The 25,470-nt window shown below is 64.0% G+C and carries 21 protein-coding genes and 1 tRNA gene; 17 read left to right on the top strand and 5 right to left on the bottom strand.

Annotated features, from left to right (window positions below; translation table 11 throughout):
• Nucleotides 1–18 precede the first annotated feature (18 nt).
• The 4 genes from ASD87_RS11740 to ASD87_RS11755 all read left to right on the top strand — a co-directional run bounded on the left by ASD87_RS11740 (nucleotide 19) and on the right by ASD87_RS11755 (nucleotide 5,264).
• The gene (locus ASD87_RS11740) at nucleotides 19–1,671 is read left to right on the top strand and encodes an MFS transporter (RefSeq protein ID WP_056321412.1); all 1,653 of its coding nucleotides are present in this window, start codon (nucleotides 19–21) and stop codon (nucleotides 1,669–1,671) included.
• Between the two features lie 30 nt (nucleotides 1,672–1,701).
• Nucleotides 1,702–2,664, top strand: a complete 963-nt coding sequence (locus ASD87_RS11745; RefSeq protein WP_056321415.1) for a carbon-nitrogen hydrolase family protein — start codon at nucleotides 1,702–1,704, stop codon at nucleotides 2,662–2,664.
• 3 nt (nucleotides 2,665–2,667) lie between these two features.
• Nucleotides 2,668–3,285, top strand: coding sequence for a flavin reductase family protein (locus ASD87_RS11750; protein WP_056321417.1), 618 nt, complete (start codon nucleotides 2,668–2,670; stop codon nucleotides 3,283–3,285).
• A 362-nt stretch (nucleotides 3,286–3,647) separates the two neighbouring features.
• Nucleotides 3,648–5,264: a methyl-accepting chemotaxis protein gene (locus tag ASD87_RS11755; RefSeq protein ID WP_304438531.1), complete on the top strand. Its 1,617-nt coding sequence runs from the start codon at nucleotides 3,648–3,650 to the stop codon at nucleotides 5,262–5,264.
• Nucleotides 5,265–5,361: 97 nt separating this feature from the next.
• Here ASD87_RS11755 and ASD87_RS11760 read toward each other — a convergent pair.
• A tRNA-Ser gene (locus ASD87_RS11760) sits at nucleotides 5,362–5,452 on the bottom strand.
• A 234-nt stretch (nucleotides 5,453–5,686) separates the two neighbouring features.
• Between ASD87_RS11760 and ASD87_RS11765 the strand changes: the two genes are divergently transcribed.
• The 3 genes from ASD87_RS11765 (at nucleotide 5,687) to yaaA (ending at nucleotide 8,598) form a co-directional block, all read left to right on the top strand.
• Nucleotides 5,687–6,904 (top strand): cation:proton antiporter, encoded by a 1,218-nt coding sequence (locus tag ASD87_RS11765; protein WP_056321422.1) that lies wholly within the window; start codon nucleotides 5,687–5,689, stop codon nucleotides 6,902–6,904.
• Between the two features lie 121 nt (nucleotides 6,905–7,025).
• Nucleotides 7,026–7,808, top strand: a complete 783-nt coding sequence (locus ASD87_RS11770; protein WP_056321424.1) for a 3-hydroxybutyrate dehydrogenase — start codon at nucleotides 7,026–7,028, stop codon at nucleotides 7,806–7,808.
• A gap of 16 nt (nucleotides 7,809–7,824) precedes the next feature.
• Nucleotides 7,825–8,598, top strand: a complete 774-nt coding sequence (yaaA, locus tag ASD87_RS11775) for a peroxide stress protein YaaA (RefSeq protein ID WP_056321427.1) — start codon at nucleotides 7,825–7,827, stop codon at nucleotides 8,596–8,598.
• A gap of 186 nt (nucleotides 8,599–8,784) precedes the next feature.
• Here the strand turns inward: yaaA and ASD87_RS11780 are convergent, their stop codons facing one another.
• Nucleotides 8,785–11,010 carry an FUSC family membrane protein gene (locus ASD87_RS11780; RefSeq protein ID WP_056321428.1) on the bottom strand — a complete coding sequence of 742 codons (2,226 nt, stop codon included), beginning with the start codon at nucleotides 11,008–11,010 and terminating at the stop codon, nucleotides 8,785–8,787.
• Between the two features lie 417 nt (nucleotides 11,011–11,427).
• Here ASD87_RS11780 and ASD87_RS11785 point away from each other — a divergent pair, with 417 nt between their 5' ends.
• From ASD87_RS11785 to pssA, 4 genes are all read left to right on the top strand, one after another.
• On the top strand, nucleotides 11,428–13,197 hold the full coding sequence (locus tag ASD87_RS11785) for an acetolactate synthase 3 catalytic subunit (RefSeq protein ID WP_223576600.1): 1,770 nt from the start codon (nucleotides 11,428–11,430) through the stop codon (nucleotides 13,195–13,197).
• Between the two features lie 12 nt (nucleotides 13,198–13,209).
• Nucleotides 13,210–13,701: an acetolactate synthase small subunit gene (ilvN, locus tag ASD87_RS11790; protein ID WP_006223608.1), complete on the top strand. Its 492-nt coding sequence runs from the start codon at nucleotides 13,210–13,212 to the stop codon at nucleotides 13,699–13,701.
• Nucleotides 13,702–13,774: 73 nt separating this feature from the next.
• A complete protein-coding gene (gene ilvC / locus ASD87_RS11795; RefSeq protein ID WP_056321433.1) occupies nucleotides 13,775–14,791 on the top strand; it encodes a ketol-acid reductoisomerase in 1,017 nt (338 codons plus the stop codon).
• A gap of 199 nt (nucleotides 14,792–14,990) precedes the next feature.
• On the top strand, nucleotides 14,991–15,764 hold the full coding sequence (gene pssA, locus ASD87_RS11800; protein WP_056321436.1) for a CDP-diacylglycerol--serine O-phosphatidyltransferase: 774 nt from the start codon (nucleotides 14,991–14,993) through the stop codon (nucleotides 15,762–15,764).
• 95 nt (nucleotides 15,765–15,859) lie between these two features.
• On the opposite strand, the gene ASD87_RS11805 is transcribed toward pssA, so the two are convergent.
• Nucleotides 15,860–16,378: a hypothetical protein gene (locus ASD87_RS11805; RefSeq protein WP_056321438.1), complete on the bottom strand. Its 519-nt coding sequence runs from the start codon at nucleotides 16,376–16,378 to the stop codon at nucleotides 15,860–15,862.
• A gap of 314 nt (nucleotides 16,379–16,692) precedes the next feature.
• Here ASD87_RS11805 and rpsO point away from each other — a divergent pair, with 314 nt between their 5' ends.
• From rpsO to ASD87_RS11835, 6 genes are all read left to right on the top strand, one after another.
• The gene (gene rpsO / locus ASD87_RS11810) at nucleotides 16,693–16,962 is read left to right on the top strand and encodes a 30S ribosomal protein S15 (RefSeq protein WP_006223612.1); all 270 of its coding nucleotides are present in this window, start codon (nucleotides 16,693–16,695) and stop codon (nucleotides 16,960–16,962) included.
• Nucleotides 16,963–17,052: 90 nt separating this feature from the next.
• A complete protein-coding gene (gene pnp / locus ASD87_RS11815; RefSeq protein WP_056321443.1) occupies nucleotides 17,053–19,215 on the top strand; it encodes a polyribonucleotide nucleotidyltransferase in 2,163 nt (720 codons plus the stop codon).
• A gap of 192 nt (nucleotides 19,216–19,407) precedes the next feature.
• Nucleotides 19,408–20,133, top strand: coding sequence for a hypothetical protein (locus ASD87_RS11820; RefSeq protein ID WP_056321446.1), 726 nt, complete (start codon nucleotides 19,408–19,410; stop codon nucleotides 20,131–20,133).
• Nucleotides 20,134–20,146: 13 nt separating this feature from the next.
• Nucleotides 20,147–21,364, top strand: a complete 1,218-nt coding sequence (locus ASD87_RS11825; RefSeq protein WP_056321449.1) for a threonine ammonia-lyase — start codon at nucleotides 20,147–20,149, stop codon at nucleotides 21,362–21,364.
• Nucleotides 21,365–21,921: 557 nt separating this feature from the next.
• Nucleotides 21,922–22,344: a tripartite tricarboxylate transporter TctB family protein gene (locus ASD87_RS11830; RefSeq protein WP_056321452.1), complete on the top strand. Its 423-nt coding sequence runs from the start codon at nucleotides 21,922–21,924 to the stop codon at nucleotides 22,342–22,344.
• Between the two features lie 10 nt (nucleotides 22,345–22,354).
• Nucleotides 22,355–23,860, top strand: a complete 1,506-nt coding sequence (locus ASD87_RS11835) for a tripartite tricarboxylate transporter permease (RefSeq protein ID WP_056321454.1) — start codon at nucleotides 22,355–22,357, stop codon at nucleotides 23,858–23,860.
• A gap of 60 nt (nucleotides 23,861–23,920) precedes the next feature.
• On the opposite strand, the gene ASD87_RS11840 is transcribed toward ASD87_RS11835, so the two are convergent.
• Both ASD87_RS11840 and icmH read right to left on the bottom strand, forming a co-directional pair.
• The gene (locus ASD87_RS11840; RefSeq protein ID WP_082586279.1) at nucleotides 23,921–24,517 is read right to left on the bottom strand and encodes a PIN domain-containing protein; all 597 of its coding nucleotides are present in this window, start codon (nucleotides 24,515–24,517) and stop codon (nucleotides 23,921–23,923) included.
• Nucleotides 24,518–24,642: 125 nt separating this feature from the next.
• Nucleotides 24,643–25,470 (bottom strand): type IVB secretion system protein IcmH/DotU, encoded by an 828-nt coding sequence (icmH, locus tag ASD87_RS11845; protein WP_082586261.1) that lies wholly within the window; start codon nucleotides 25,468–25,470, stop codon nucleotides 24,643–24,645.

Below are 25,470 nucleotides of genomic sequence, written 5' to 3' on the forward strand. Positions count from 1 at the left end.
CATCAGGGGAAAGCAAGCATGGAAGCGAATGTCGCAATGCCCAGGATCGACGCCGGGCCGACGCTGAGCCGCAAGGAAGAACGCCAGGTCGTGGTGGCCTCCACACTGGGAACGTTGTTCGAGTGGTACGACTTTTTCATCTACGGGACGCTGGCCGTCTTCATGAGCCAGGTCCTGTTCCCGCAGGACAACCCGACTGTCGCGCTGCTGGCCGCCCTGGGCGCGCTGGCCGTGGGCTTCATCATCCGGCCGCTGGGCGCGGTGATGTTCGGCTACCTGGGCGACAAGCTGGGCCGCAAGTACACCTTCCTGATCACCGTCGTCATGATGGGCGGCGCAACCGTGCTGATCGGCTGCCTGCCCACCTACGAAACGGCGGGCCACCTGTCCTGGATCCTGCTGCTGACGCTGCGGGTGGTGCAGGGCCTGGCCGTGGGCGGGGAATACGGCGGCGCGGTGATCTACGTCGCGGAACACTGCGAGCCGCGGCGCCGGGGCCTCTTGACCGGCTGGATCCAGATCACCTCGTCGGCGGGGCTGATCCTGTCGCTGGTCGTGATCCTGTGCGTCCAGGCCTCGATGAGCGCCGAGGACTTCCGCCAGTGGGGATGGCGTCTGCCGTTCATCCTGTCGATCGTGATGCTGGCCATCTCGATCTACGTCCGCGCCAAGCTGCACGAATCGCCGGTCTTCACGCGCATGAAGCAGCAGAACCGCCTGTCCAAGAACCCGGTCAAGGAAACGTTCGGCCAATGGCCCAGCCTGCGGCTCGTGCTGCTGGCGCTGATCGGCGTCACGGCGGGGCAGGGCGCCACGTACTTCACCGGCCAGTTCTACGTCATGATCTTCCTGCAGCAGGCCGTGCAGCTTGATCAGACCACCGTCTACACGCTGATCCTGATCGGCTTCATCATCGGCGCACCGACCTTCGTGCTGTTCGGCTGGCTGTCGGACAAGGTGGGCCGCAAGTGGATCATGATGGCGGGCCTGTTCATCGGCGCGGTGGGCTACCACGCCATGTTCGACGTCCTGCTCAATGCCGGCAATCCGGCGCTGGCGCAGGCGATGCAGACGACGCCCGTCCGCGTGCATGCCGACACCACCGGCGGCGCCTGCGATTTCGGGCTGCAGGCCGCCATGATCGGCAGCCACGCCGACCACAAGAAGGTATGCGTGCAGGCCAAGAAATTCCTGGTCGGCAAGGGCATCAACTTCGAGTACGCCGCGCCGATTCCGGGGCAGGAGATCGCGATGAGCGTGGGCGGCGCCACTGTCAACGGCTTTGACCGCGCGGCGTACGCCAAGGCGCTGACCGCAGCCGGCTATCCGGAAAAGGCCGATCCGGCGCGGATCGACCGCGCCACCATCATCCTGATCCTGGTGCTCATGACCGCCGTCGTCGCCATGGTCTATGGTCCGGTCGCGTCCTATCTGGTGGAATTGTTCCCCGCGCGCATCCGGTACACGGCGCTGTCCTTTCCGTATCACATCGGCGCCGGCATATTTGGCGGTATCGTGCCCTTTACCGCCACCTACCTGGCGCAGGCCAGCGGCAATATCTTCGGCGGCCTGATGTACCCGGTGACGGTGATGGTGATCGTGGGCGTGATCGGCAGCTTGCTGCTGCCCAACACGCGCGCGCAGGCCATCGACGAAGACCCGGTCCACTAACAACAACGCGACAAGGAAGCGAGCAGAGACATGACCGTGCAAACCACCTTCAAGGCCGCCGTCATCCAGGCGGCGTCCATTCCCACCGACAGCGTGGCCTGCGCCCAGAAGGCAGCCGGGCTCATCCGCCAGGCGGCCGAGCAGGGCGCCCGCGTGCAGGTGTTTCCCGAGGCCTTCCTGGGCGGATATCCCAAGGGCAACTCCTTCGGCGCGCCCATCGGCATGCGCAAACCGGAGGGCCGCGACGCGTTCGCCCAATACCATCGGCAGGCCATCCGCCTGGACGGCGAAGAGGTCGCGCTGGTGGCGCAGGCCGCGGCCGATACCGACAGCTTCGTGGTCATGGGCTGCATCGAGGCCGACGGCGGCACGCTGTATTGCACCGTGCTGTACTTCAATGGCCAGGCCGGCCTGGCGGGCAAGCACCGCAAACTGATGCCCACCGCGGGCGAGCGGCTGATCTGGGGCTTTGGCGACGGGTCCACCCTGCCCGTCATCGACACGCCCTACGGCAAGATCGGCGCGGTGATCTGCTGGGAGAACTACATGCCCATGCTGCGCATGTACATGTACAGCCAGGGCGTGGCGCTGTACTGCGCACCCACCGCGGACGACCGCGACACCTGGGTGCCCAGCATGCGCCACATTGCGCTGGAGGGCCGCTGCTACGTGCTGACGGCGTGCCAGCACCTGCGGCGCAGCGCGTACCCCGAAGACTTCGAATGCGCCCTGGGCGATGCGCCGGACACGGTGCTGATGCGCGGCGGCAGCGCCATCATCGGCCCGCTGGGCGAGGTGCTGGCCGGCCCGGATTTCTCGGAAGAAACCATCCTGTACGCCGACATCGAGCCCAATCAGATCCTGCGCGGCAAATACGACTTCGACGTGTCCGGACACTACGCCCGGCCCGACGTCTTCCAGCTGCAGGTGGACACCCGCGAGAAGCGCGCGGTGTCGGCGACCGGCCCCACCGCCGCGCCGCAGGAGGCTTGATCGATGGAGTTCGATTTCAGCGCCTTGCCGGCGCAGACGGTCTACAACATCCTCACCTCGACCGTCACGCCGCGTCCGATCGCCTGGGTCACCACCGTATCGGGCAAAGGCGTGGTCAACGCGGCGCCCTTCAGTTTCTTCAACGTGATGGGGCATCAGCCGCCGACGGTCGCGATCGGCCTGATGCGCCATCCCGATGGCGATTTCAAGGACACGGGCGCCAACATCATCGAGAACGGCGAGTTCGTGGTGAACCTGGTGCCGGAGTCGCTGGTTCGCGAAATGAACCAGACCTGCGCCGATTACCCGGCCGACGTGGACGAGATGGCCGCGGCCGGCCTGACGGCGCTCGCGTCCACGCATGTCCGGCCGCCCCGCATCCAGGGCAGCCCGGTGGCGCTGGAATGCGTCAGCCAGGCAACGGTCGTGACCGGCCCGCGCCAGATCGTAGTCATCGGCCGCGTCCTGGGCGCGCACGTCGAGGACGCCTATGTGCGCGACGCCGAGCGCGGCCACGTGGACACGCCGGCGCTCGGGCTGATTGCCCGCATGCACGGCGGCGGCTGGTACGCGCGCAGCACGGACACCTTCCAGCTTGCGCGGCCGACGACGCCGGATTGATCTGACCACGGCCTTCGGGCCGTTTTTTTTGCCCGTGCGTTGCGGCCGGAAAGCGGCTTTTTTACAACGCCGCCGGCGATTTGGCGCAATGCGTCGAGGTTGCGTCAATAACGCCTTCATTTCCCGCGATGCCCCCCAAATCCGGACTGCTAGCATCCGTTCGACCGTCGCGAGAACCCTCGACAACTCGACCTCTCCGCCGGCAATTCTCAGACACAACGGACACCATTATTGGGGGCGGATAACCAGGGGCTTGCGAGCATCTGGCCTGTTTTGGAGGCGGCGCAATTCCGCCGCCGAGGCATCCGCCCGAGCCCGCATTCACACTTGCCCTGGGAGCCGCCGGAGGCAGTATGAAAAACATGAAGCTTGGAACCCGCCTGGCGGGTGGTTTCGCCATCTTGCTGGCCATGATCATGGTCATGTGCGTCGTCGGGCTGGTCAGCCTGGCCAACATCAACGATTCGGTCGACACGCTGACGCAGCGTTCACTGACCAAGGAGCGCCTGATCAACGACTGGGCGCGCAACATCCAGACCGGGGTCACCCGGACCACCGCGATCGCAAAGAGCGCCGACGCCAGTCTGGCGGGCTTTTTCACCGAGGAAGCGGCGGCCTCGACCCGCAACTCGTCGGCCTTGCAGCAGAAGATCGAGCCCCTGATCGAGACCGACGAGGAAAAGGCGCTGTGGCAGGGAATCGGCAAGGCGCGGGCGGACTACCTGCGCACCCGCGACGGCATCTTCAAGGCCAAGCAGGAAGGCAACGTCGAGGCCGCCAACAAGATCTTCACGCAGGAGTTCCTGCCCGCGACGCGTCAGTTCATCGACAACATCAATCGCCTGTCCGCGCTGCAACGCGCCGACATCGATGCGCGGGCCGCGGAGATCGAAGCGTCCTACGGCAACGCGAATCTGTGGATGATCGTGATCGGCTCCATCGCGGTGGTGTGCGGTCTCTTGATGTCCGTGCTGCTCACGCGCAGCATCACCCGTCCGCTGTCCGACGCCGTGCGCGTGGCGCGCACCGTCGCCGCCAACGACCTCACCAGCACGATCGTCGTGCGATCCCGTGACGAGATCGGCCAGTTGATGATGGCGCTGGAATCCATGAATGCCAACCTGGCCGCCACGGTCGCCCGCATCCGGACCGGTGTGGACAGCATCGCGTCCGCGTCCGGCGAAATCGCGGCAGGCAATACCGATCTGTCTTCCCGCACCGAACAGCAGGCCGCTTCGCTGGAAGAAACGGCCGCGTCGATGGAACAGCTGTCCTCCACGGTCAAGCAGAACGCCGATAGCGCCAAGCAGGCCAACCAGCTTGCCGCGGCGGCCTCGGAAACCGCATCCCGCGGCGGCGCCACCGTGTCCGAAGTCGTCAGCACCATGAACGCGATCTCCGCCAGCTCGGTGAAGATCTCGGACATCGTGTCGGTGATCGACGGCATTGCATTCCAGACCAACATCCTGGCCCTGAACGCCGCCGTGGAAGCCGCGCGGGCTGGCGAGCAGGGCAAGGGCTTCGCGGTCGTGGCCGCCGAGGTGCGGACGCTGGCGCAGCGCAGCGCTCAGGCCGCCAAGGAGATCAAGGTGCTGATCGAAGACACCGTGCAGAAGATCGGCCAGGGCTCGGGCAGCGCCGAACGCGCCGGGGCGACCATGCAGGAGATCGTCAGTTCCGTGCAACGCGTGACCGACATCATGGGCGAAATCGCCGCGGCCTCGGCCGAACAGGCTGACGGCATCGAACAGGTCAACCGCGCCGTGGCGCAGATGGACGAAGTGACCCAGCAGAACGCCGCCCTGGTCGAAGAGGCCGCCGCGGCGGCGGGATCGATGCAGGATCAGTCGGCGGATTTGACGCGGGCGGTGAGCGCGTTCAGGTTGCCGGGCGGCGCAGAGCGGGTGTTGGCGGTTGAGGCGGTGTCGTCCGTCCACGCTGGCGAAACGCCGCCGCCGCGGCGGCTGGCTGCTTATTGATAGGCCCGCACTGATAAGCCCACACTGATAAGCCCACACCAAACACAGCACAAAGAAAAAAGCCCCTGATTTCTCAGGGGCTTCATTCTTTAATACTTGGCGGAGAGGGTGGGATTCGAACCCACGGTACGGGGATACCGTACGCCTGATTTCGAGTCAGGTACATTCGACCACTCTGCCACCTCTCCGTGGCTGGGTTCCGTAACGGTGAGCGCTTGGATTAACAAGCCTTCACTAAAGATCCCTGGTCGGAAGGATCTTCGTTGTCGGAGCAGCGAAGCCCGCAATTCTACAGGATTTTTTTCTTTTGTGTAAAGGGGCGGATAAAAGGAAGGGTAAAAGGACCACAACGGGTTTCATCCGGCTTTCAGCCGGGGCAATCTTTGGCCAGAATTCTTCCCATTCCGCCCTCTGCCCATCCCATGGACCTCATCCTCATCCTGCTGCTCGCCGCGGTGCTGTGCGTGCCCGTCACACAAATGCTGGGTCTGGGCGCCATTCCCGGCTATCTGATCGCAGGCATCCTGGTCGGCCCATCGTGCTTCAAGCTGGTCACCAATGTGGACACGATGATCGGCGTCTCGCAGTGGGGCGTCGTGATGATGCTGTTCATCATCGGGCTGGAGCTGTCGCCCAAGCGCCTGTGGGCGATGCGCAACGAAGTCTTTGTCCTGGGTTCGCTGCAGATGCTGGTGTGCGGCCTGCTGCTGGGCGTGGTGTTCGGCGCGGCCCTGCGGCATCTGGCCGGCATGGAATGGCAGGCGGCCGTGCTGTGCGGCCTGTCGCTGGCGCTGTCGTCCACGGCGGTGGCGCTGCGCCTGCTCGACGAGCGCCAGTTGACCCGCGCGCCGCTGGGGCGCTCGGCGTTGGGGGTGCTGCTGTTTCAGGACATGGCCGCGATTCCGATGCTGGTGGCTGCTGGCCTCTTGGGTTCGGATGGCACGTCGGCCCCGTCCTTCAAGGAAGCCCTGATCGCCGTGGCGGTGGTGGCGCTGGCCTACCGGCTGCGCCTTCTGGGGTGGGCGGCCAAGGCGGAATTGAACGAACTGTTTACCGCCGCGGCGCTGCTGATGGTGGTGGGCGCCGCCCAGTTGTTCGACTATGCGGGTCTGTCGGCCGGCCTGGGCGGATTCCTGGTGGGCGTGCTGATGGCCGAATCGCGCTACCGGCACGAACTCGAAAAGGCGATCGACCCGTTCAAGGGATTGCTGCTGGGCCTGTTCTTCGTGGCCATCGGCATGTCCATCAACTTGAAGGTGGTGGCCCATCACTGGATGTTCATCTGCGCCGGCGTGCTGGCGCTGCTGGCGGTCAAGGCCGTCATTCTTTATGGCTTTGCCCGCTTTCTGGGGTTGCCCCGTTACCACCGCCTGCTGTTTGCGCTGGTGCTGGCCCAGGGCGGCGAGTTCAGCTTCGCCATCTTCAACGAAGCGTGGGACAACCATCTGGTCAACCTGGAGCAGCGCGACGTGTTGTCGGTGATCGTCGCCGTGTCGATGGGCGTGGTGCCGGTGCTGATCAAGGTGCTTGAGCGCGTGCCCGAAAAGTATGGCGGCATGGCCGGCCTGCCGGTGGCGGACGCCGCGCCGCCCGCCGACGCCGCGTCATCGTCCCCGTCGGACAAGCCGCCCGCCGCTTGACCCTGCGGCGGGTGAGGGCATGGCATGATGGGCGCCTTGCCGGGCAGCTACACTTGTAGCCCTGTTCGTTTGCCCCCTTTTCGTTTTCCTCACTTATGCGCCCGCTCACAGGAGAAAGCTCATGCTCAAAGGAAAAGTAGCGCTTGTCACCGGTTCCACCAGCGGCATCGGCCTGGGTATCGCCACGGCCTTCGCCCAGCAGGGTGCGGACATCGTGCTGAACGGTTTCGGCGACGCGGCCGACATTGAAAAGCTGCGTTCGGATCTGGCCAGCAAGCATGGCGTGAAGGTCATCTACGACGGCGCGGATCTGTCCAAGGGAGCGGCCGTGCGCGAGCTGGTCGAGAACACCGTGCGCCAGTTGGGCCGCATCGACATCCTGGTCAATAACGCCGGCATCCAGCACACGGCGCTGATCGAAGATTTCCCGGCCGAAAAGTGGGACGCCATCCTGGCGCTGAATCTGTCCGCCGTCTTCCACGGCACCGCCGCCGCCTTGCCGCACATGAAGAAGCAAGGCTCGGGCCGCATCATCAATATCGCGTCGGCGCACGGTCTGGTGGCCTCGGCCAGCAAGTCGGCCTATGTGGCGGCCAAGCACGGCGTGGTGGGATTCACCAAGGTCACGGCGCTGGAAACGGCCGGGCAGGGCATCACCGCCAACGCTATCTGCCCGGGCTGGGTGCGCACCCCGCTCGTCGAAAAACAGATCACCGCGCTGGCCGAAAAGAATGGCGTGGACCAGGAAGCCGCTGCTCGAGAACTGCTCAGCGAAAAGCAGCCGTCCCTGCAATTCGTGACGCCGGAACAACTGGGCGGCACCGCCGTGTTCCTGGCCTCGGATGCCGCCGCGCAAATCACCGGCACGACCGTCTCCGTCGATGGCGGCTGGACGGCGCGCTAAATCAAGGAAATCCTGAATGCTGTTGTTGCTTTCCCCCGCCAAGAAGCTGGACTACGACTCGCCGCTGCACATCGAGACGCACACCCAGCCGATGTTCGTGGATCAGGCCGCGGGCCTGATCAAGGTTCTGAAGACCAAGACCGCCGAGGACATCTCGGCACTCATGAGCCTGAGCCCGGCCCTGTCCGAGCTGAACGTCCAGCGCTACGCGCACTGGAAGCGCAGCTTCACGCAGGCCAACTCGCGTCAGGCCGTGCTGGCCTTCAATGGCGACGTCTACGAAGGCCTGGACGCCGCCACCCTGTCGGCCAAGCAGCTCGACTGGGCTCAGGAGCACGTCGCCATCCTGAGCGGTCTGTACGGCGTGCTGCGCCCGCTCGACCTGATGCAGCCCTACCGGCTGGAAATGGGCACGCGGCTGGAGACCCCCAAAGGCAAGAACCTGTATGAATACTGGGGCAGCACCATCGCGGACTACCTGAACGAGCGCCAGGCCGGCCAGAAGTCGCCGGTCATCATCAACCTGGCCTCCGAGGAGTATTTCAAGTCGGTGGACCAGAAGGTGCTGAAGGCGCGGGTGGTGCAATGCGTGTTCCAGGACTGGAAGAACGGCGCCTGGAAGATCATCAGCTTCCATGCCAAACGCGCACGTGGGCTGATGGCGCGTTACGCCATCCAGCACAAGGTCGCCAAGCCGGAAGGGCTGCAGGGTTTTGATCTGGAAGGCTACGCGTACGACGCATCGGCGTCGTCGGCGGACAAGCTGGTGTTCCGCCGCAAGCTGGACTGACGGCGTCGCCGGGCGGGGAAGGTGTCAGACACCCCGGAAGCGGTGCGGTCGCTTGAAGACTGTCTCGTTGGAGTGTCAGACACCGGGTTGAACCTGGTTGGGACTTCGCCTTTTCACAAAAAATGCCGGCCTGGCATCTGCGCCAGGCCGGCATTTTTTTCGCCCGCGGAACCGGCGAATGCCGGCTTACGAGGCCGCCGCCGCCACCGGCGGCGCATGCAGCGGGTCGGCCAGTGCCAGCAGTTCCTGGCGGATCATGTGGGTGGCCTTGAGCATCTGCTTCACGGGATAAACCAACGCGGCCTGATCGCCGGCGGTGTCGAACTGCGTGGGCAGGTCCAGCGGCACGCGCGGGCTGTTTTCGTCAAGCAGGACGGTCATGCCGTCCAAGGCCTGCTTGATGGGCTCGGGCGTGGCGGGCAGCGCCGCCAGGATGGGAATCGCGGCGGTGATCTGCGAGGCCAGCACGTGGTTCTGGATCAGCAGGTTGTTCAGTTCCGGCACGTCCACCTGATGCGACTTGGGTTCGCTCATCATCCGGTAGAACGCCTCGGCGAAATTGCTGAAGGCGATGTGCACGTTCTTGCGCGCCAATCGCCAGGCCAGGTCGGCGTCGGTGACGGCCGGCGTCTCGGCGGCGGCTTCGCCCACCGGCGCGCCGTGCGCCTGCATGGCTTCGACGTAGCGCAGGCCGGCCAGCAGATACTCGCGGTTGGCGCGGGTCGCGGCCGAGGCCAGCGGCTTCAGGTAACGCGCCTCCCACCACGGCAGGATGTAGCTGCAGACCAGCGCCAGCGCGCAGCCCAGCAGCGTGTCGATGGCGCGTTCGCCGATCACCGACATGGACACGGTGCCTGGCGACACGAAGTGAAACACCAGCACCACGAACAAGGTGTTGAAGATCGCGCTGGCCATGTAATTCAGCTGCACCAGGCTGTTGCCCATGATGCACGCGCCCAGCAGCACGGCGAACAGGATGCTGGGCTCGTCGGTCACGTTAAAGAGCAGCAGCGCGGCGATGCAGCCGATCAGGGTGCCCATCAGACGCCAGCCATTGCGCTGGCGCGTCAGCGCGAAGCCCGGCTTCATGATGATCACGATGGTCAGCATGATCCAGTAGTTGTGCGCCGAGAACTCGGGCGACAGCCAGCGGCTGGCCAGCGTCATCGCGATGGCCGCGGCGGCCGTCACCCGCAGCGCGTAGCGGAAATGCGGGGAATCCAGCCGCAGGTTGCTGGTCAACAGGCCAAACCGGAACTCCTGGCGCGAAATGAACCGCGTCAGCGACTTGTTGATGCGCAGCACGTCGGTGGGCTTGGCGTCGGGCGAGGCCGCGGTGTGATCGGCCAGCCGGTCCACGATGCGCGCCGAATTGCGCAGCCGCCGCAGCACCTGGACGATGAGCGCCAGCATCTCCGGATCGCGCTCGCCCAGCCCCTGCTGCTTCAACTGTTCGATCTCGTACTCGATGGCTCGCAGCTCGGCCTTGGCGCTGCTGCGGTACTGCACCTTGCGTCCGCGCGAGACGTCCAGCGCGATGCGGTTCAGCTCCAGCGACATCTTCACCAGCGCGTCGCGCATGAAGATCAGGCAGTCGTTGCCGGCCAGCGTGCGGCGCAGCGCGGCGTAGTCGGTGTGCGTGGCGACCAGCGTGTCCAGCAGCTGCAGCATGTCCACGAACATGTTCCAGATCATCACGCGCTGGCGGTCGCCCAGTCCCTTGCCGCGGGGCAAGGCGCGCAACACCATGTCGCGCGCGGCCTGGTGCTTCTCGGTCATGACCGATTGGCGCTGGATCAGGTTGCGGTAGGCCTCGTCCAGATCCGAGGTCTCGTCGTAGAAGTTGGCGCGCGCGGCCACGTAGTCGGCGGTGGCAAACAGCGCCACCGACATGGCCTGCTGCTCTTCGCGCAGCCAGAACAGCCGCGAAAACCCCAAACTGAACACCACATAGAACAGCGCGCCGCCCAGCGTGGCGGCGGCATGGGACAGGACTTCATGCGGCGCCAGCGGCGAATGCATGGTCAGCGTCATCAGCAAGAGGCCCGCAAAGCCGATCAGGCCGCCGCGCTTGCCGAACACGGTGAACATGGAATAGACGAAGCACTGCGCGATGACCACCAGCCAGATCAGCACCGGATGCGTGGACGCCAGCCCCGTGATGATGACGGTGATCGTGCCCAGCGCCGCGCCGCCCAGCATTTCGTTGGTGCGGTGCCGCTGCGGACCGCCCGGCTGGTCGATGATGGCCAGGCACTGGGCGCCGAAGGTCGCCACCAGGCCGGTCGTGTAATTGCCGAAGATGCCGCCCAGCACCAGCACGGGCAACAGCATGCCAACCCCCTGGCGCACGCCTCCGAAGAAGTAGTGGCTATAGAGAAAGCGGCGGATGCTGGCAATGCGTAAATCCATGGGCGGCGGCTCGGTTCTGGACGACGCAACAAGTATAGAGAGGCCATCGCGGGTTTTGGGGCCGGATAGTTACCGAACCCTCCTTGCAACGGTCGGCAAAAGCCGATTTGCCACCTTTGACGCAACGCGGTAAATTGCCACACTTGCTTCGGTCTGCCTATCCGAAACCGGAGCGTTGATGCGAACGGCCAGGGTCACATCCCAGCCGTCCTGCAGCAAGTCACACCTGCCGTTGGCCGCGCCACAAGCGTGTGTTGCCAAGGCTTCCATTTCGACCTCCAGCGTCCCCAAGGGGCGTTTGCACTGCGTTCTGTCGAGCGTGTGCCGGGTCGGCAAGGTGTCCGGGTGGCGTGGCTCCGTGAGCCGCTAAGCGCCGGATCATGTTGTCGTAACCGGTATGGGTTCAGTTGCCGCCGTATCCGGGCGCGCAGCAGTCAGGGTTGCAGGGCCGGTACTGAAAGGAACTACAACATGGAAATGAATGGCGCCGACATCGTCGTGCGCTGCCTGGCCGATGAAGGCGTGGAACACGTTTTCGGCTACCCTGGCGGCGCGGTGCTTTATATCTACGACGCAATCTTCAAGCAAGACAAATTCCAGCATATCCTGGTTCGTCACGAGCAAGCTGCCGTGCACGCGGCCGATGCCTATTCGCGCTCGTCGCAAAAGGTCGGCGTCTGCATCGTGACCAGCGGTCCGGGCGTGACCAATGCCGTCACCGGCATTGCCACCGCCTACATGGACTCCATCCCGATGGTCATCATCAGCGGGCAGGTGCCCACTGCGGCCATTGGCGAAGACGCCTTCCAGGAATGCGACACCGTCGGCATCACGCGTCCCTGCGTCAAGCACAACTTCCTGGTGCGTGACGTCAAGGATTTGGCCGAAACCATGCGCCGCGCGTTCTACATTGCGCGCACGGGCCGTCCGGGCCCGGTGCTGGTGGATATCCCCAAGGACATCACCGTCGCGCAGTGCAAGTACGTGCCGCCCAAGGGCGAGATCTCGATGCGTTCCTACGCGCCCGTCAACAAGGGCCATCAGGGACAGATCAAGAAGGCCGTGCAGATGCTGCTGGCCGCCGAACGCCCCATGATCTACACGGGCGGCGGCGTCATCCTCTCGAACGCCGCGCCCGAGCTCAACAAGCTCGTGACGCAGCTGGGCGCGCCCTGCACCAGCACCCTCATGGGTCTGGGCGGCTTCCCGGCCAGCAGCGGCCAGTTTGTGGGCATGCCCGGCATGCACGGCACGTACGAGGCCAACATGGCCATGCAGCACTGCGACGTGCTGCTTGCCATCGGCGCCCGCTTCGATGACCGCGTGATCGGCAATCCCAAACACTTCGCGCAGAACGCCCGCAAGATCATCCATATCGACATCGATCCCTCGTCGATCTCCAAGCGCGTGCGCGTGGATGTCCCGATCGTGGGCAACGTCAAGGACGTCCTGGCCGATCTCAGCGCGCAGTTCGAGATCGCCGCCGCCGAGCACAAGCCGGCCTCGCTGGCCAAGTGGTGGGACCAGGTCGAGACGTGGCGCGGCAAGGAATGCCTGAAGTTCGCCAACTCGACCGAAGTCATCAAGCCGCAGTACGTGGTGGAAAAGCTCTGGGAAGTGACGGGCGGCGACGCTTTCGTCACCTCGGACGTCGGCCAGCATCAGATGTGGGCCGCGCAGTACTACAAGTTCGACAAGCCGCGCCGCTGGATCAACTCCGGCGGCCTGGGCACCATGGGTGTGGGCCTGCCGTACGCCATGGGCGTGCAGATGGCCAATCCGGGCAAGGACGTCGCTGTCATCACCGGCGAAGCCTCGATCCAGATGAACATCCAGGAACTGTCGACCTGCCACCAGTACCGCCTGACGCCCAAGATCGTCTGCCTGAACAACCGTTTCCTGGGCATGGTGCGCCAGTGGCAGCAGATCGACTACGGCTCGCGCTATTCCGAGTCGTACATGGATTCGCTGCCCGATTTCGTCAAGGTTGCCGAGGCCTATGGCCACGTGGGCCTGCGCATCGAGCGCCCGGCCGACGTCGAACCGGCGCTGCGCGAGGCGTTTGGCAAGCACAAGGAGCGCCTGGTCTTCCTGGACTTCATCACCGACCGCACCGAAAACGTGTGGCCGATGGTCAAGGCCGGCCGCGGGCTGACCGAAATGCTGCTCGGCTCTGAAGACCTGTAAGGAGGCCCCGCAATGAAGCACGTGATTTCCGTCCTCCTCGAAAACGAACCCGGCGCGCTGTCGCGCGTGGTGGGCCTGTTTTCCGCGCGGGGCTACAACATCGAAACCCTGACCGTGGCGCCCACCGAGGATTCCACGCTGTCGCGCATGACCATCGTCACGACCGGTTCGGACGAGGTCATCGAACAGATCACCAAGCATTTGAACCGCCTGGTCGATGTCGTGAAGGTGGTGGACCTGACCGAAGGCGCCCACATCGAGCGCGAGCTGATGCTCGTGAAGGTGCGCGCCGTTGGCAAGGAACGCGAGGAAATGAAGCGCATGGCGGACATCTTCCGCGGCCGCATCATCGACGTCACCGACAAGTCCTACACCATCGAACTGACCGGGGTGCAGGAAAAAGTACAGGCCTTCCTCGAGGCCCTGGACCGCAGTGCCATCCTTGAAACCGTGCGCACCGGCGTGTCCGGCATCGGACGCGGTGAACGGATTTTGAAGATTTGACCGGCCTTCCAGGCCTGCCTCACCCTACATCTGAATCAAACGAATATCCAAATACTGGAATCTGGAGCACAACATGAAAGTTTTCTACGACAAAGACTGCGATCTGTCCCTCATCAAAGGCAAGACCGTTGCCATTATCGGTTACGGCTCGCAAGGCCACGCGCACGCGCTGAACCTGCATGAGTCGGGCGTGAAGGTCATCGTCGGCCTGCGCAAGGGCGGCGCCTCGTGGAACAAGGCCGCCAACGCCGGCCTGGAAGTCAAGGAAGTCGCCGAAGCCGTCAAGTCGGCCGACATCGTCATGATGCTGCTGCCCGACGAGAACATCGCTTCGGTCTACAACAACGAAGTCCACGCCAACATCAAGGCGGGCGCCGCCCTGGCGTTTGCCCACGGATTCAACGTGCACTACGGCCAGGTCGTGCCGCGCGAAGACATCGACGTCATCATGATCGCCCCGAAGGCCCCCGGCCACACGGTGCGCAACACGTACAAGCAAGGTGGCGGCGTGCCCCACCTGGTGGCCGTGTACCAGGACAAGTCGGGCGCCGCGCGTGACGTGGCCCTGTCGTACGCCAGCGCCAACGGCGGCGGCCGTGCCGGCATCATCGAAACCAACTTCCGCGAAGAAACCGAAACCGACCTGTTCGGCGAACAGGCCGTGCTGTGCGGCGGTACCGTCGAACTGATCAAGGCCGGTTTCGACACGCTGGTGGAAGCCGGCTACGCGCCCGAAATGGCCTACTTCGAGTGCCTGCACGAGCTCAAGCTGATCGTCGACCTGATCTATGAAGGCGGCATCGCCAACATGAACTACTCGATTTCGAACAACGCCGAATTCGGCGAATACGAAACGGGTCCGAAGATCGTCACGGACGAAACCCGCAAGGCCATGCGCCAGTGCCTGACGGACATCCAGACCGGCGAATACGCCAAGAAGTTCATCCTGGAAAACGCCGCCGGCGCCCCGACGCTGACCTCGCGCCGCCGCATCAACGCGGAATCGCAGATCGAGCAAGTGGGCGGCAAGCTGCGCGCCATGATGCCCTGGATCGCCGCCAACAAGCTGGTGGACAAGTCCAAGAACTGATCCCCGGGCGGGCGGGGCTTTCAGGCCCGCCGGTCAGGATCGAAGCGGCATGCCTCGCAAGGGCATGCCGCTTTTTTTGGCCTTTTCCTGCTTATTTACGGCCCCTGGCGCCAATTGGGCCGGGCACGATCCTTGCTGTAGCCCGCAAGCAGGGCCAGATAGGTTAACCTTTCAAAGTCCGTCGTAAGTTATTGAGACCATGCCCAATTTTTCCATGCGCGATTCCGAGAACCGCCACCGGAGCATTTACCTGCTTCCCAACGCGTTCACCACCGCCGCTTTGTTTGCCGGGTTCTATGCCGTTGTGCAGGCCATGAACGACCGCTTCGAAGTCGCCGCCATCGCCATTTTTGTCGCCATGGTGCTGGACGGCATGGACGGCCGGGTGGCCCGTCTGACCAACACCCAGTCCGCATTCGGCGAGCAATACGACTCGCTGTCCGACATGACGTCGTTCGGCGTGGCGCCGGCGCTGGTCATGTACGAATGGATCCTGAACGACCTTGGCCGCTGGGGCTGGCTGGCGGCCTTCGTGTATGTGTCGGGCGCGGCGCTGCGTCTGGCGCGCTTCAACACCAACATCGCCGTGGTCGACAAACGCTTCTTCCAAGGCTTGCCCAGCCCGGCCGCGGCCGCGCTGGTGGCCGGTTTCGTGTGGCTGGCCGTGGACAACAAGCTGCCCATCCATGACAGCCTGATGGCCTGGGTGGCGTTCACGCTCACCATGTACGCGGGCATCACCATGGTGTCGAACGCGCCGTTCTTCAGCGGCAAGAGCTTCGCCCTGGGCCGCAGCGTGCCGTTCTGGGGCATCCTGCTCGTCGTCGCGGTGTTCGTGTTCGTGTCCAGCGATCCTCCGGTGGTGCTGTTCGGCCTGTTCGTGCTGTACGGCCTGTCGGGCTGGGTCACGTGGGTCTGGCGCTGGAACAAGGTGCGCCGCCTGCAGCAGGAGCGCCGGGGCCATTCCTCCTGAGGGCGCCCAAAAAGAAACCCGCCGATTCAAACCGGCGGGTTTTTTCATTCTGGCGGGCCTTCAGGTCCGGGGCGCAGACAGCCCAGTCGGGCCATCTACCACCAGTTGAACCGGTCGTCGTCGTACATGGGGTCCGGCCCGGGATGAAAGTGCGTCACCTTGCTGCCGTCGCGGCTCATGTAGACGTACATCAGCGAATTCCACACGCCGTTTTCCTTGTAGCGGTACGACCAGACGACTTCGCGCTTTTCGCCCAGCCCGGCCTGGTCGATGCGCGCGGGAGGTCCGAATTCGCAGCGCACGCGATCCGGCCCCCAATCTCCCGTCTCAAGCACCTTGAAATGCGCGTCGGTCAGAAGCGGCATCACCCGGTCGACCCGTTCGTCGGGACCGACGTTGGCGCCCCACGCATACTGGCCCATCGGCTGCTGCGTCCAGATGACGCGCCGGCCGCCGTTGGCCTGGGGACATTCGAAGTTGGGCGCGCCAAATTGCGCCTGGACTTGCGACAGCGGGGTGCCGGGCGGCACCTCGGTCATGTTGGCGCAGGCGGCCAGACCGGCCAATGCGATCGATGCGGCGGCCAAGCGGACCATTCGGTATGGGCTGATCATGTCCTTCTCCTGTGGGTGGGCGTTGCCGCCTCGACCGGCCATTGGCCGGGTCCAGTCTCCTTGCTGGGGTAATTCTAGCGAATCAGCTATAATCGCCGAGCTTTATCAAATGTATTGATTCTGCAAGATCCTTTGCGCCAGCCGCTGGTGGCTTGTCGCAGTGCCCGCAACACGGCGTCACGCCTCATTTGCCGGTCCTGCCCGATCCCGCCAATGGCAGCAGTGAGAAAGCGAATTCAAGCCTGGCTCGCGCAAATTTTTTCCAAACCACGTCAGGGCGCCTCGGCCCTGTCGCATGTCCGAAGAGGTCATCAATGTCTGTAGCTGACATCAAGAAATCCGATATCGTTGCGCAATTCCAACGCGCTCAGGGCGATACCGGTTCCCCCGAAGTTCAGGTGGCTCTGCTCACCGCCCGTATCAACGAGCTGACCGGTCACTTCAAAGAACACATGAAGGATCATCACTCGCGCCGCGGTCTGCTGCGTATGGTCAGCCGTCGCCGCAAGCTGCTCGACTATCTCAAGGGCCGCAATCCCGATTCGTACCGCGCACTGATCGAAAAACTCGGTCTGCGCAAGTGATCGACGGGGCTGGCTCCCCATGACGCAACCGTGGTCGGTGCGACGCATGTCGCAGCGGCCACGGTTTTTCATTTGTAAGGAATAATCGTCATGTTCAACAAAGTGACTAAATCGTTCCAGTACGGCCAGCATACGGTCGTCCTGGAAACTGGCGAGATCGCTCGCCAGGCCTCCGGCGCCGTTGTGGTGTCGATCGAGGACACCGTCGTCCTGGCCACCGTCGTGGCTGCCAAGAAGGCCAAGCCGGGTCAGACGTTCTTCCCGCTGACCGTCGACTACATCGAAAAGACCTACGCCGCCGGCCGTATCCCGGGCGGGTTCTTCAAGCGCGAAGGCAAGCCCTCCGAAAAGGAAACGCTGACGTCGCGCCTGATCGACCGTCCGCTGCGTCCGCTGTTCCCCGAAGACTTCTACAACGAAGTCCAGGTGGTCCTGCACACGCTGTCGGTCAATCCTGAAATCGATCCCGACATCGCCGCCATGATCGGCGCCTCGGCCGCGCTGGCCATCTCCGGCATCCCGTTCAATGGCCCGATCGGCGCCGCGCGCGTGGGTTACATCGATGGTCAATACACCATCAACCCGACCGCATCGGAACTGAAGTCCTCCAAGCTGAACCTGGTTGTCGCCGGTACCGAAAACGCCGTGCTGATGGTCGAATCGGAAGCTGACCAGCTGTCCGAAGAAGTCATGTTGGGCGGCGTGGTCTATGGCCACCAGCAAATGCAGACCGTCATCAACGCCATTCACGAGCTCGTGAAGGACGCCGGCAAACCCGATTGGGATTGGCAAGCTCCCGCCAAGGACGAGGCCCTGATCGCCGCGGTCACCGCCGCCGCCCAGGAAGGCCTGAACGCCGCCTACCAGATCCGCGAAAAGCAGGCTCGCACGGCCAAGCTGCGTGAAGTGTCGGCCGAGGTTTCGGCCAAGCTGGCCGCCGCCGCCGCCGAAAAGGGCGAATCGGCTCCCGACGCCGTCACGGTCGACAACATCATGTTCTCGCTGGAATCGGCCATCGTCCGCGGCCAGATCCTGAACGGCGAACCGCGTATCGACGGCCGCGACACCCGCACCGTGCGTCCGATCAGCGTGCGTCTGGGCGTGCTGCCCCGCGCGCACGGCAGCGCGCTGTTCACCCGTGGCGAAACCCAGGCGCTGGTCGTGGCCACGCTGGGCACCAAGCAAGACGAACAGATCATCGACGCGCTCATGGGCGAGTACCGTGACCGCTTCATGATGCACTACAACATGCCTCCGTTCGCCACCGGCGAAACCGGCCGCATCGGTGTGCCCAAGCGCCGCGAAATCGGCCACGGCCGTCTGGCCAAGCGTTCGCTGGTTCCGGTGCTGCCGGCCCCCGAAGACTTCCAGTACACGATCCGCCTCGTGTCGGAAATCACCGAATCCAACGGCTCCTCGTCGATGGCCTCGGTCTGCGGCGGCTCGCTCGCCATGATGGACGCTGGTGTGCCCATCAAGGATCACGTGGCCGGCGTGGCCATGGGCCTGATCCTGGACGGCGGCAAGTTTGCCGTGCTGACGGACATCCTGGGCGACGAAGATCACCTGGGCGACATGGACTTCAAGGTTGCGGGCACCGAAAACGGCGTCACCGCACTGCAGATGGACATCAAGATCCAGGGCATCACCAAGGAAATCATGCAGGTTGCGCTGGACCAGGCCCGTGAAGGCCGTCTGCACATCCTCGGCAAGATGAAGGAAGCCCTGGACGGTTCGCGCGGCGAGCTGTCGGCTTTCGCGCCGCGCATGCTGACCATCAAGATCAACCCCGAGAAGATCCGCGACGTGATCGGCAAGGGCGGCGCCACCATCCGCGCGCTGACCGAAGAAACCGGCACGCAGATCGACATCTCCGACGACGGCACGATCGTGATCGCCAGCGTCGACGAAGCGCAGGCCAAGGAAGCCCAGCGCCGCATCGTCGAGCTGACCGCCGACGTCGAAGTGGGCCAGATCTACGAAGGCTCGGTCCTGCGTCTGCTGGACTTCGGCGCCATCGTGCAAGTGCTGCCGGGCCGCGACGGCCTGCTGCACATCTCCGAAATCGCCAACTACCGCATCGCGAACATCAACGATGTGCTGAAGGTCGGCCAGCAAGTCCGGGTCAAGGTCATCGAGGCCGACGACAAGGGCCGCCTGCGCCTGTCCATCAAGGCGATCGGCGGCATCGAGCAGCAGCAAGCCGCTGCCGCTCCCGAAGCCGCTCCCCAATCGGAACCGCAAGCTGAATAAGCCTGCAGCCTCCTGATTGAAAGACGGCGCCGCAAGGCGCCGTTTTTTTTTGCCTGCGCCCTGGCAGCCATGCGGGGCGGTCCGCGGCTCCCCAGTTCGCCCGCCTTCCTGTAAAGTCTTGCGCGAGAGACGCGCCGCCCCGATGCGGCGCGCTTCACGCTTGATTTAAGGGGGCAGACGGATGAGCAAGGCATGACGGCGTGGCCTATAACCGCAGTCACCACGGCGCTGCTGGCTGCGCTGTTGACGGGCTGCATGACTCCCCCCGGGCCGGGTCAGCGCGGCCCCAAGGGCGAGGACATGACGGCGGACCAGTTCGCGCAGACGGACTTCAACCGCACCGTCACGCTGGAGGTGCGAGACAACCTGACCAGCCTGTACTCGCTGCTCGACAAGCTGTATCGCCGCAATCCCCGAGAGTGGCGCAAGACCGGCGTGCCGGACCTGGCCACGGCGGTTAACCGCGTCAAGCATTCCATTGAGGTGCGCGTGCCTCCTGGCGACCTGGCCGGTCTGCGCGACATCCAGATCCTGGCGGTTGCGCTGGATCCCAACTATCCGGGCGACCGGGTCGGCGCCTTCATCTACGGCCTGGCCGACACCATCATCGCCGCGCACAACGGCAAGACACGCCTGTACGCCACCGACGCCCTGGATGGCCAGCGGGTCTACAATGCCGCTCGGAACGTCGAGGCCGCGGCCTGGCTGCTGGCCACGCGCCGCAACAACCAGGGCGAACTGCTGCTGCTGGCCAATGAGATTTCCCCGAACGCCACGAATCTCAGCTTCGAGCGCGAGTTCGGCGCCATCATCGGCCGGCTGGACCTGATCGCCAACCTGCTCGGCGAAAACTCCCGGCGCATCGGCATCAACTACGCCCAGGGTCTGTTGCTCTTCAACTTCCTGCCTGTGCGTTAACAGGATTTCCATCGTGATCGATATCGCATCCATCCAGGCCGCCCGCGAGAACCTGCGCGGGCAGGTGCTCAAGACCCCGTTCACCCTGTCCCGCACGCTGTCCGACATCTTCGGCGCCGAGATCTGGCTGAAGTTCGAGAATCTGCAGTTCACCGCGTCCTTCAAGGAGCGCGGCGCGCTGAACCGCATGCTCACGCTGTCGGACGCCGAGCGCGCCAAGGGCGTGATCGCGGTCTCGGCGGGCAATCACGCCCAGGGCGTGGCCTACCATGCGCAGCGCATGGGGGTGCCGGCGGTGATCGTGATGCCGCGGTTCACCCCGACGGTGAAGGTCGCCAATACGCGGCGCTTCGGCGCCGAAGTCGTCCTGGCGGGCGACACCTTCGATGACGCCAAGGCGCGCGGCTACGAACTGGCCCAGGAGCGCGGCCTCATCATGATCCACCCCTATGACGACGAAGCCGTCATGGCCGGGCAGGGGACCGTCGCGCTGGAAATGCTGGAAGACCAGCCCGAGCTCGATACCCTGGTCATCGCCATCGGCGGCGGCGGGCTGATCTCCGGGATTTCCACGGCCGCCAAGGCCGTGAACCCCGCCATCGAGATCGTGGGCGTGCAGACCGAGCGTTTTCCGGCCATGTACGCCGCCGTCCAGGGCGCGACCATGCCGCCGGGGCAGTACACCATTGCCGAGGGCATCGCCGTCAAATCACCCGGCGATCTGACGCTGCCCGTCGTGCGCCGGCTGGTCGACCGGATCGAGCTGGTCAGCGAGGCGGACATCGAGCATGCCATCGTGGTGCTGCTGGAAATTGAAAAGACCGTCGTCGAAGGCGCCGGCGCCGCTGGCCTGGCCGCCTTGCTGCGTGCGCAGGAAGAGGGCAGCGACCGCTACAAGGGCAAACGCATCGGGCTGGTGCTTACCGGCGGCAATATCGATCCGCTGATGCTGGGCGAATTGATCGAGCGCGGCATGGTCCGCGCCGGACGCCTTGCGCGCATCCGCGTCGACCTGCGCGACCTGCCGGGCGCGCTGGCCCACGCCACCAAGCTCATTGCCGACGCGCAAGCCAACATCACGGAAGTGCATCACCAGCGCGCGTTCACGTCGCTGCCGGTGCGCAATGTCGAGGTGGATTTTGTCCTCCAGACGCGGGGCCCCGACCATATCCAGGAAGTGATCGACATCCTGAACGCGGCGGGATTCGCCGCCAGCAACCACGACCACTGATCCGCCGCGCGGCGTCGACACACCGCCTTTGCTTTCAAGTTCCTGTCAGAAAACTGTCGCTCCCACCGAGCTTTTGGCGGGAGCGATTTTTCATGGGCGAGGCCCACGAATTGACCGGCTGAAGGGCCGAATAGGTTTGCGGCCTAGGTGCGACTGACTTGGCCCCACGCGCACCTCTGACCCCGAAAAAATGCATCTGCATATTTCAGGACTTCGGGCGTTGAATTTTGCATGGAACTTTTTGGCGTCCGGCTAACTTCCCCGAAAAACGGTCTTTTCGGGCGATGTTCCTGGATTGCATCACCATATTCATACCGGCCCTCGACCGCCCGGCGTCCATTCCGTGTTCTAGGGATATCCCCCGGGAAGTCATGGTTGATACCGATATGGATTATGTCGTTCCACGATTTACCATCCCGCGTTCATGTCGTTGCCGCCCGTTGAAGCGGCTTCGTCGAAAGAGAAACGTTCGCAGTTGAGGCTGTCTTTTGCTGGCTGCGACGAATTAGGGAGAAAGCAGATTGATAAGAAACAGACAGGATTTCTGGTCTGGCGTGATGTTCATCGTGGTGGGAGGAGGCTTCGCCTTGCAGGCGACCACGTATTCCATGGGAACCGCGGCGCGCATGGGCCCCGGCTACTTTCCGTTCTGGCTCGGCATCGTGCTGGCGCTGATGGGCGCGACGGTGCTGATGAGCGCCTTGTCCCCCCGCGCCGAAACCACGACCATCGGCCGCTATGACTTTCGCATCCTCTTTCTCGTCGTCGGGTCCGTGTTCCTGTACGGCTTTTCCCTGCGCTATCTCGGGCTGTATCTCTCGGTATTCCTGCTCGTCCTGATCAGCAGCGTTGCCAGCCACGAATTCAACTGGAAGGTCGCCGTCGCCAACGGCCTGTTCCTCGTGGCGTTCTCCTACCTCGCGTTCATTCGCGGGCTGGGTCTCATCTTTCCGCTGTGGCCCAGCGTGCTGACCAACTGAGGTACCGGACATGGAACTGCTTCAAAACCTGATGCTGGGCTTTTCGGTGGCATTCACCCCCGAAAACCTGACCTACGCATTCATCGGCTGCCTGCTGGGCACGCTGGTGGGGGTGCTGCCGGGACTCGGACCGGTGCCGACCATCGCCATGCTGCTGCCCATCACCTACGTGCTGCCGCCCACCGCGGGCCTCATCATGCTGGCCGGCATCTACTACGGCACGCAGTATGGCGGCTCGACCACGGCCATTCTGGTGAACTTGCCGGGCGAGACCTCGGCGGTGGTGACCGTGCTGGACGGGCACCAGATGGCCCGAAACGGGCGGGCTGGGGCCGCGCTATCGCTGGCAGCCATCGGCTCGTTCTTTGCGGGCAGCGTCGCCACCGTGCTGATCGCCGCCTTTGCGCCGCCGCTGGCCGAAGTGGCCTTTGCGTTCGGGCCTGCCGAGTACTTCTCGCTGATGGCCCTGGGCCTGATCGGCGCCGTGGTGCTGGCGTCGGGCTCGCTGCCCAAGGCCATCTGCATGATCCTGCTCGGGTTGCTGCTGGGCATGGTCGGCACCGACGTGAACTCGGGCGTTGCGCGCTACGACTTCAGCATTCCCGAACTGCAGGACGGCATCGACTTCGCCATCGTGGCCATGGGCGTGTTCGGCCTGTCGGAAATCATGAGCAACCTGGAACTGAAGGAAAACCGGGTCGAGATCACCGACAAGGTGGGATCTCTGTATCCCAACCGCCAGGAATTCCGCGAGGCCGCGCCGGCCATCGTGCGCGGCACGGCGCTGGGCTCGGCCCTGGGCATCCTGCCGGGCGGCGGTTCGGTGCTGTCGGCGTTCGCGTCCTACACGCTGGAAAAGAAGCTCTCGAAAGAGCCGGAACGCTTCGGCAAGGGCCACCCGGCCGGTCTGGCCGGTCCCGAATCGGCCAATAACGCCGGCGCGCAGACCTCGTTCATCCCGCTGCTGACCCTGGGCATCCCGGGCAACGCCGTGATGGCGCTGATGGTCGGCGCGATGACCATCCACAACATCCAGCCCGGTCCGCAGGTCATGTCCAGCCACCCCGAGCTGTTCTGGGGGCTGATCGCCTCGATGTGGATCGGCAACCTGATGCTCGTGGTGCTGAACCTGCCGCTGATCGGCATCTGGGTCAAGCTGCTGCGCGTGCCGTATCGCATGCTGTTTCCCGCGATCCTGGTCTTCTGCACGATCGGGGTGTATTCATTGAATTACAACGCCTTCGACATCTTCATGTTCGCCATCTTCGGCATCATCGGCTACGTGTGGAGCAAGCTGGGGTGTGAAGGCGCGCCGCTGCTGCTTGGCCTGGTGCTGGGGCCCATGATGGAAGAAAACTTCCGCCGGGCACTGCTCCTGTCGCGTGGCGAGTTCTCCACCTTTGTCACGCGCCCGCTGTCGGCCACGCTGCTCGCGCTTGCCGCGATCCTGCTGGTGCTGGTGGCATTGCCCGCGCTGCGCAAGAAGCGCGAAGAAGCCTTCGTCGAGGTCGACTGACTTTTTGGATCCGGTTGGCTCCGGGTCTGGTTCGGCAGAAGCCGGCCAGACCCTTTTTTTTTATTGTCGGGCCACCAGGTTCTTCAGGCCGTAAAGGCGTTCCCGGTGCAGGGTTGCCGTCAACGGCTCCGGGTCGCGGCCCAGCGCGACATAGTCCGCCGGAATCTGCGCGATCGCATCCTGCATGTTTTCGGACCCCGCGTGCCACCACTGCACCAGCATCCGGTCCGGGTTATAGACGTCCAGACCCTGGCGGCGCAGCTCGGAACGGTTGAAGTCCTTCAGATTCCACGTCAGCACCTGGACGGTCGGCGTCTGCGGCAGCCCGCAGCGCGCGCGCCGCGCCAGCCCGGCCGCGATCACATGGAAATCCTTGGGGTCGCTATAGCGCAGCGACGCCTCATAGACCTGCGTGTCGGATTCCAGGGCCGCCGGAAACCGCGCGTTCATGTCCGCCCAGAAATCGGCCATCACCTCGGGCGGAATATCCCAGATCCGGCAGGCGTTGCGGCGCCATTCCTCGCCAATGCGCTCGGTCCACACGGGCTGAAACACACCGGCCTCGGCCAGCCGCAGCAACAGCCGGCGCAGGATGCCAGACATGAGGACGCAGGCGTCCAGGACGATAAACGGGGGAGAAGGAGGGGGCAGGCTCAAGATCGGTACGGCCGCGGGTCCGGAAAACGCGCACACGCTGCGCGCCGCGGACGCCCGGGCGGGCGGAAAAATGGAAGGCGAGGCAGAAGGATAGTGTTTTTTCCGGCGTTCTGCCCGACCACGCATTACTTCTTCAGGATTTCGTCCAACGCTTGCAGCACCAGATCGCTGGTCCCGTGCAGGCTTACGGCGAATGCGCCGTAAATGACCGTCAATACCACCACCGCGCTCACCCACGGCGTCCACCAGGGCCAAAGCCGGCCAACGCGATAGCGGCTAGAAACGATATTCTCTTGCGCATCGGTAAGCACTTCGGGCGTCTCGCCACGCATTGCACGGAGCTCGCGATGCAATTTGGAAATAATCCCCTGAAGCGCTTCGTTCTGATTATGTTGCATGCCGTATTTGCCTTTGAAGCCGAGGCACAGGCACAGGTACTTGAACTCCAGGACATCGCGGTATTTGGTGCGGTCCATCATCATGCGCGACAGGACCGTGAAGAACTTTTCACCGCCCCAGGTTTCGTTGTGATTCACGCTGAGCAGTGACCGTTCGGCCCACCGTGAATGCGCGCCCCAGGGCGTGCCCATGACCGCTTCGTCGATGAAACTGCACAAGGCATACCGATAGGCCAGTTGCGTGGCGCTGTCGTAATCGTGCTGGCGGATTTCCTCATCCAGCGCTGCGATCTGGTCGCGTACGGCGCCATAAAGCTGCTCCACGCCTTCATAAGTCGCCAGTTTGCGTAGGCGGATGACCAGCGCGAATAATGGTAGTGCGCCGTCGACCAAGGGGTTATAGCCATGCCCCCGCAGTTGGAAATTCAGATCGGGGTCGCGATCGATATTTTCAATGGTGTCGAATGCGATCAGACCTTTCTGCTCGATCGCCGCGACGGGACTTGTTCGAAAAAATCCCTCCGGCTCGGCATTTATATTCTGGATTGTGCTCAT

Source organism: Achromobacter sp. Root170, from assembly GCF_001428165.1.
GTDB lineage: Bacteria > Pseudomonadota > Gammaproteobacteria > Burkholderiales > Burkholderiaceae_B > Achromobacter > Achromobacter mucicolens.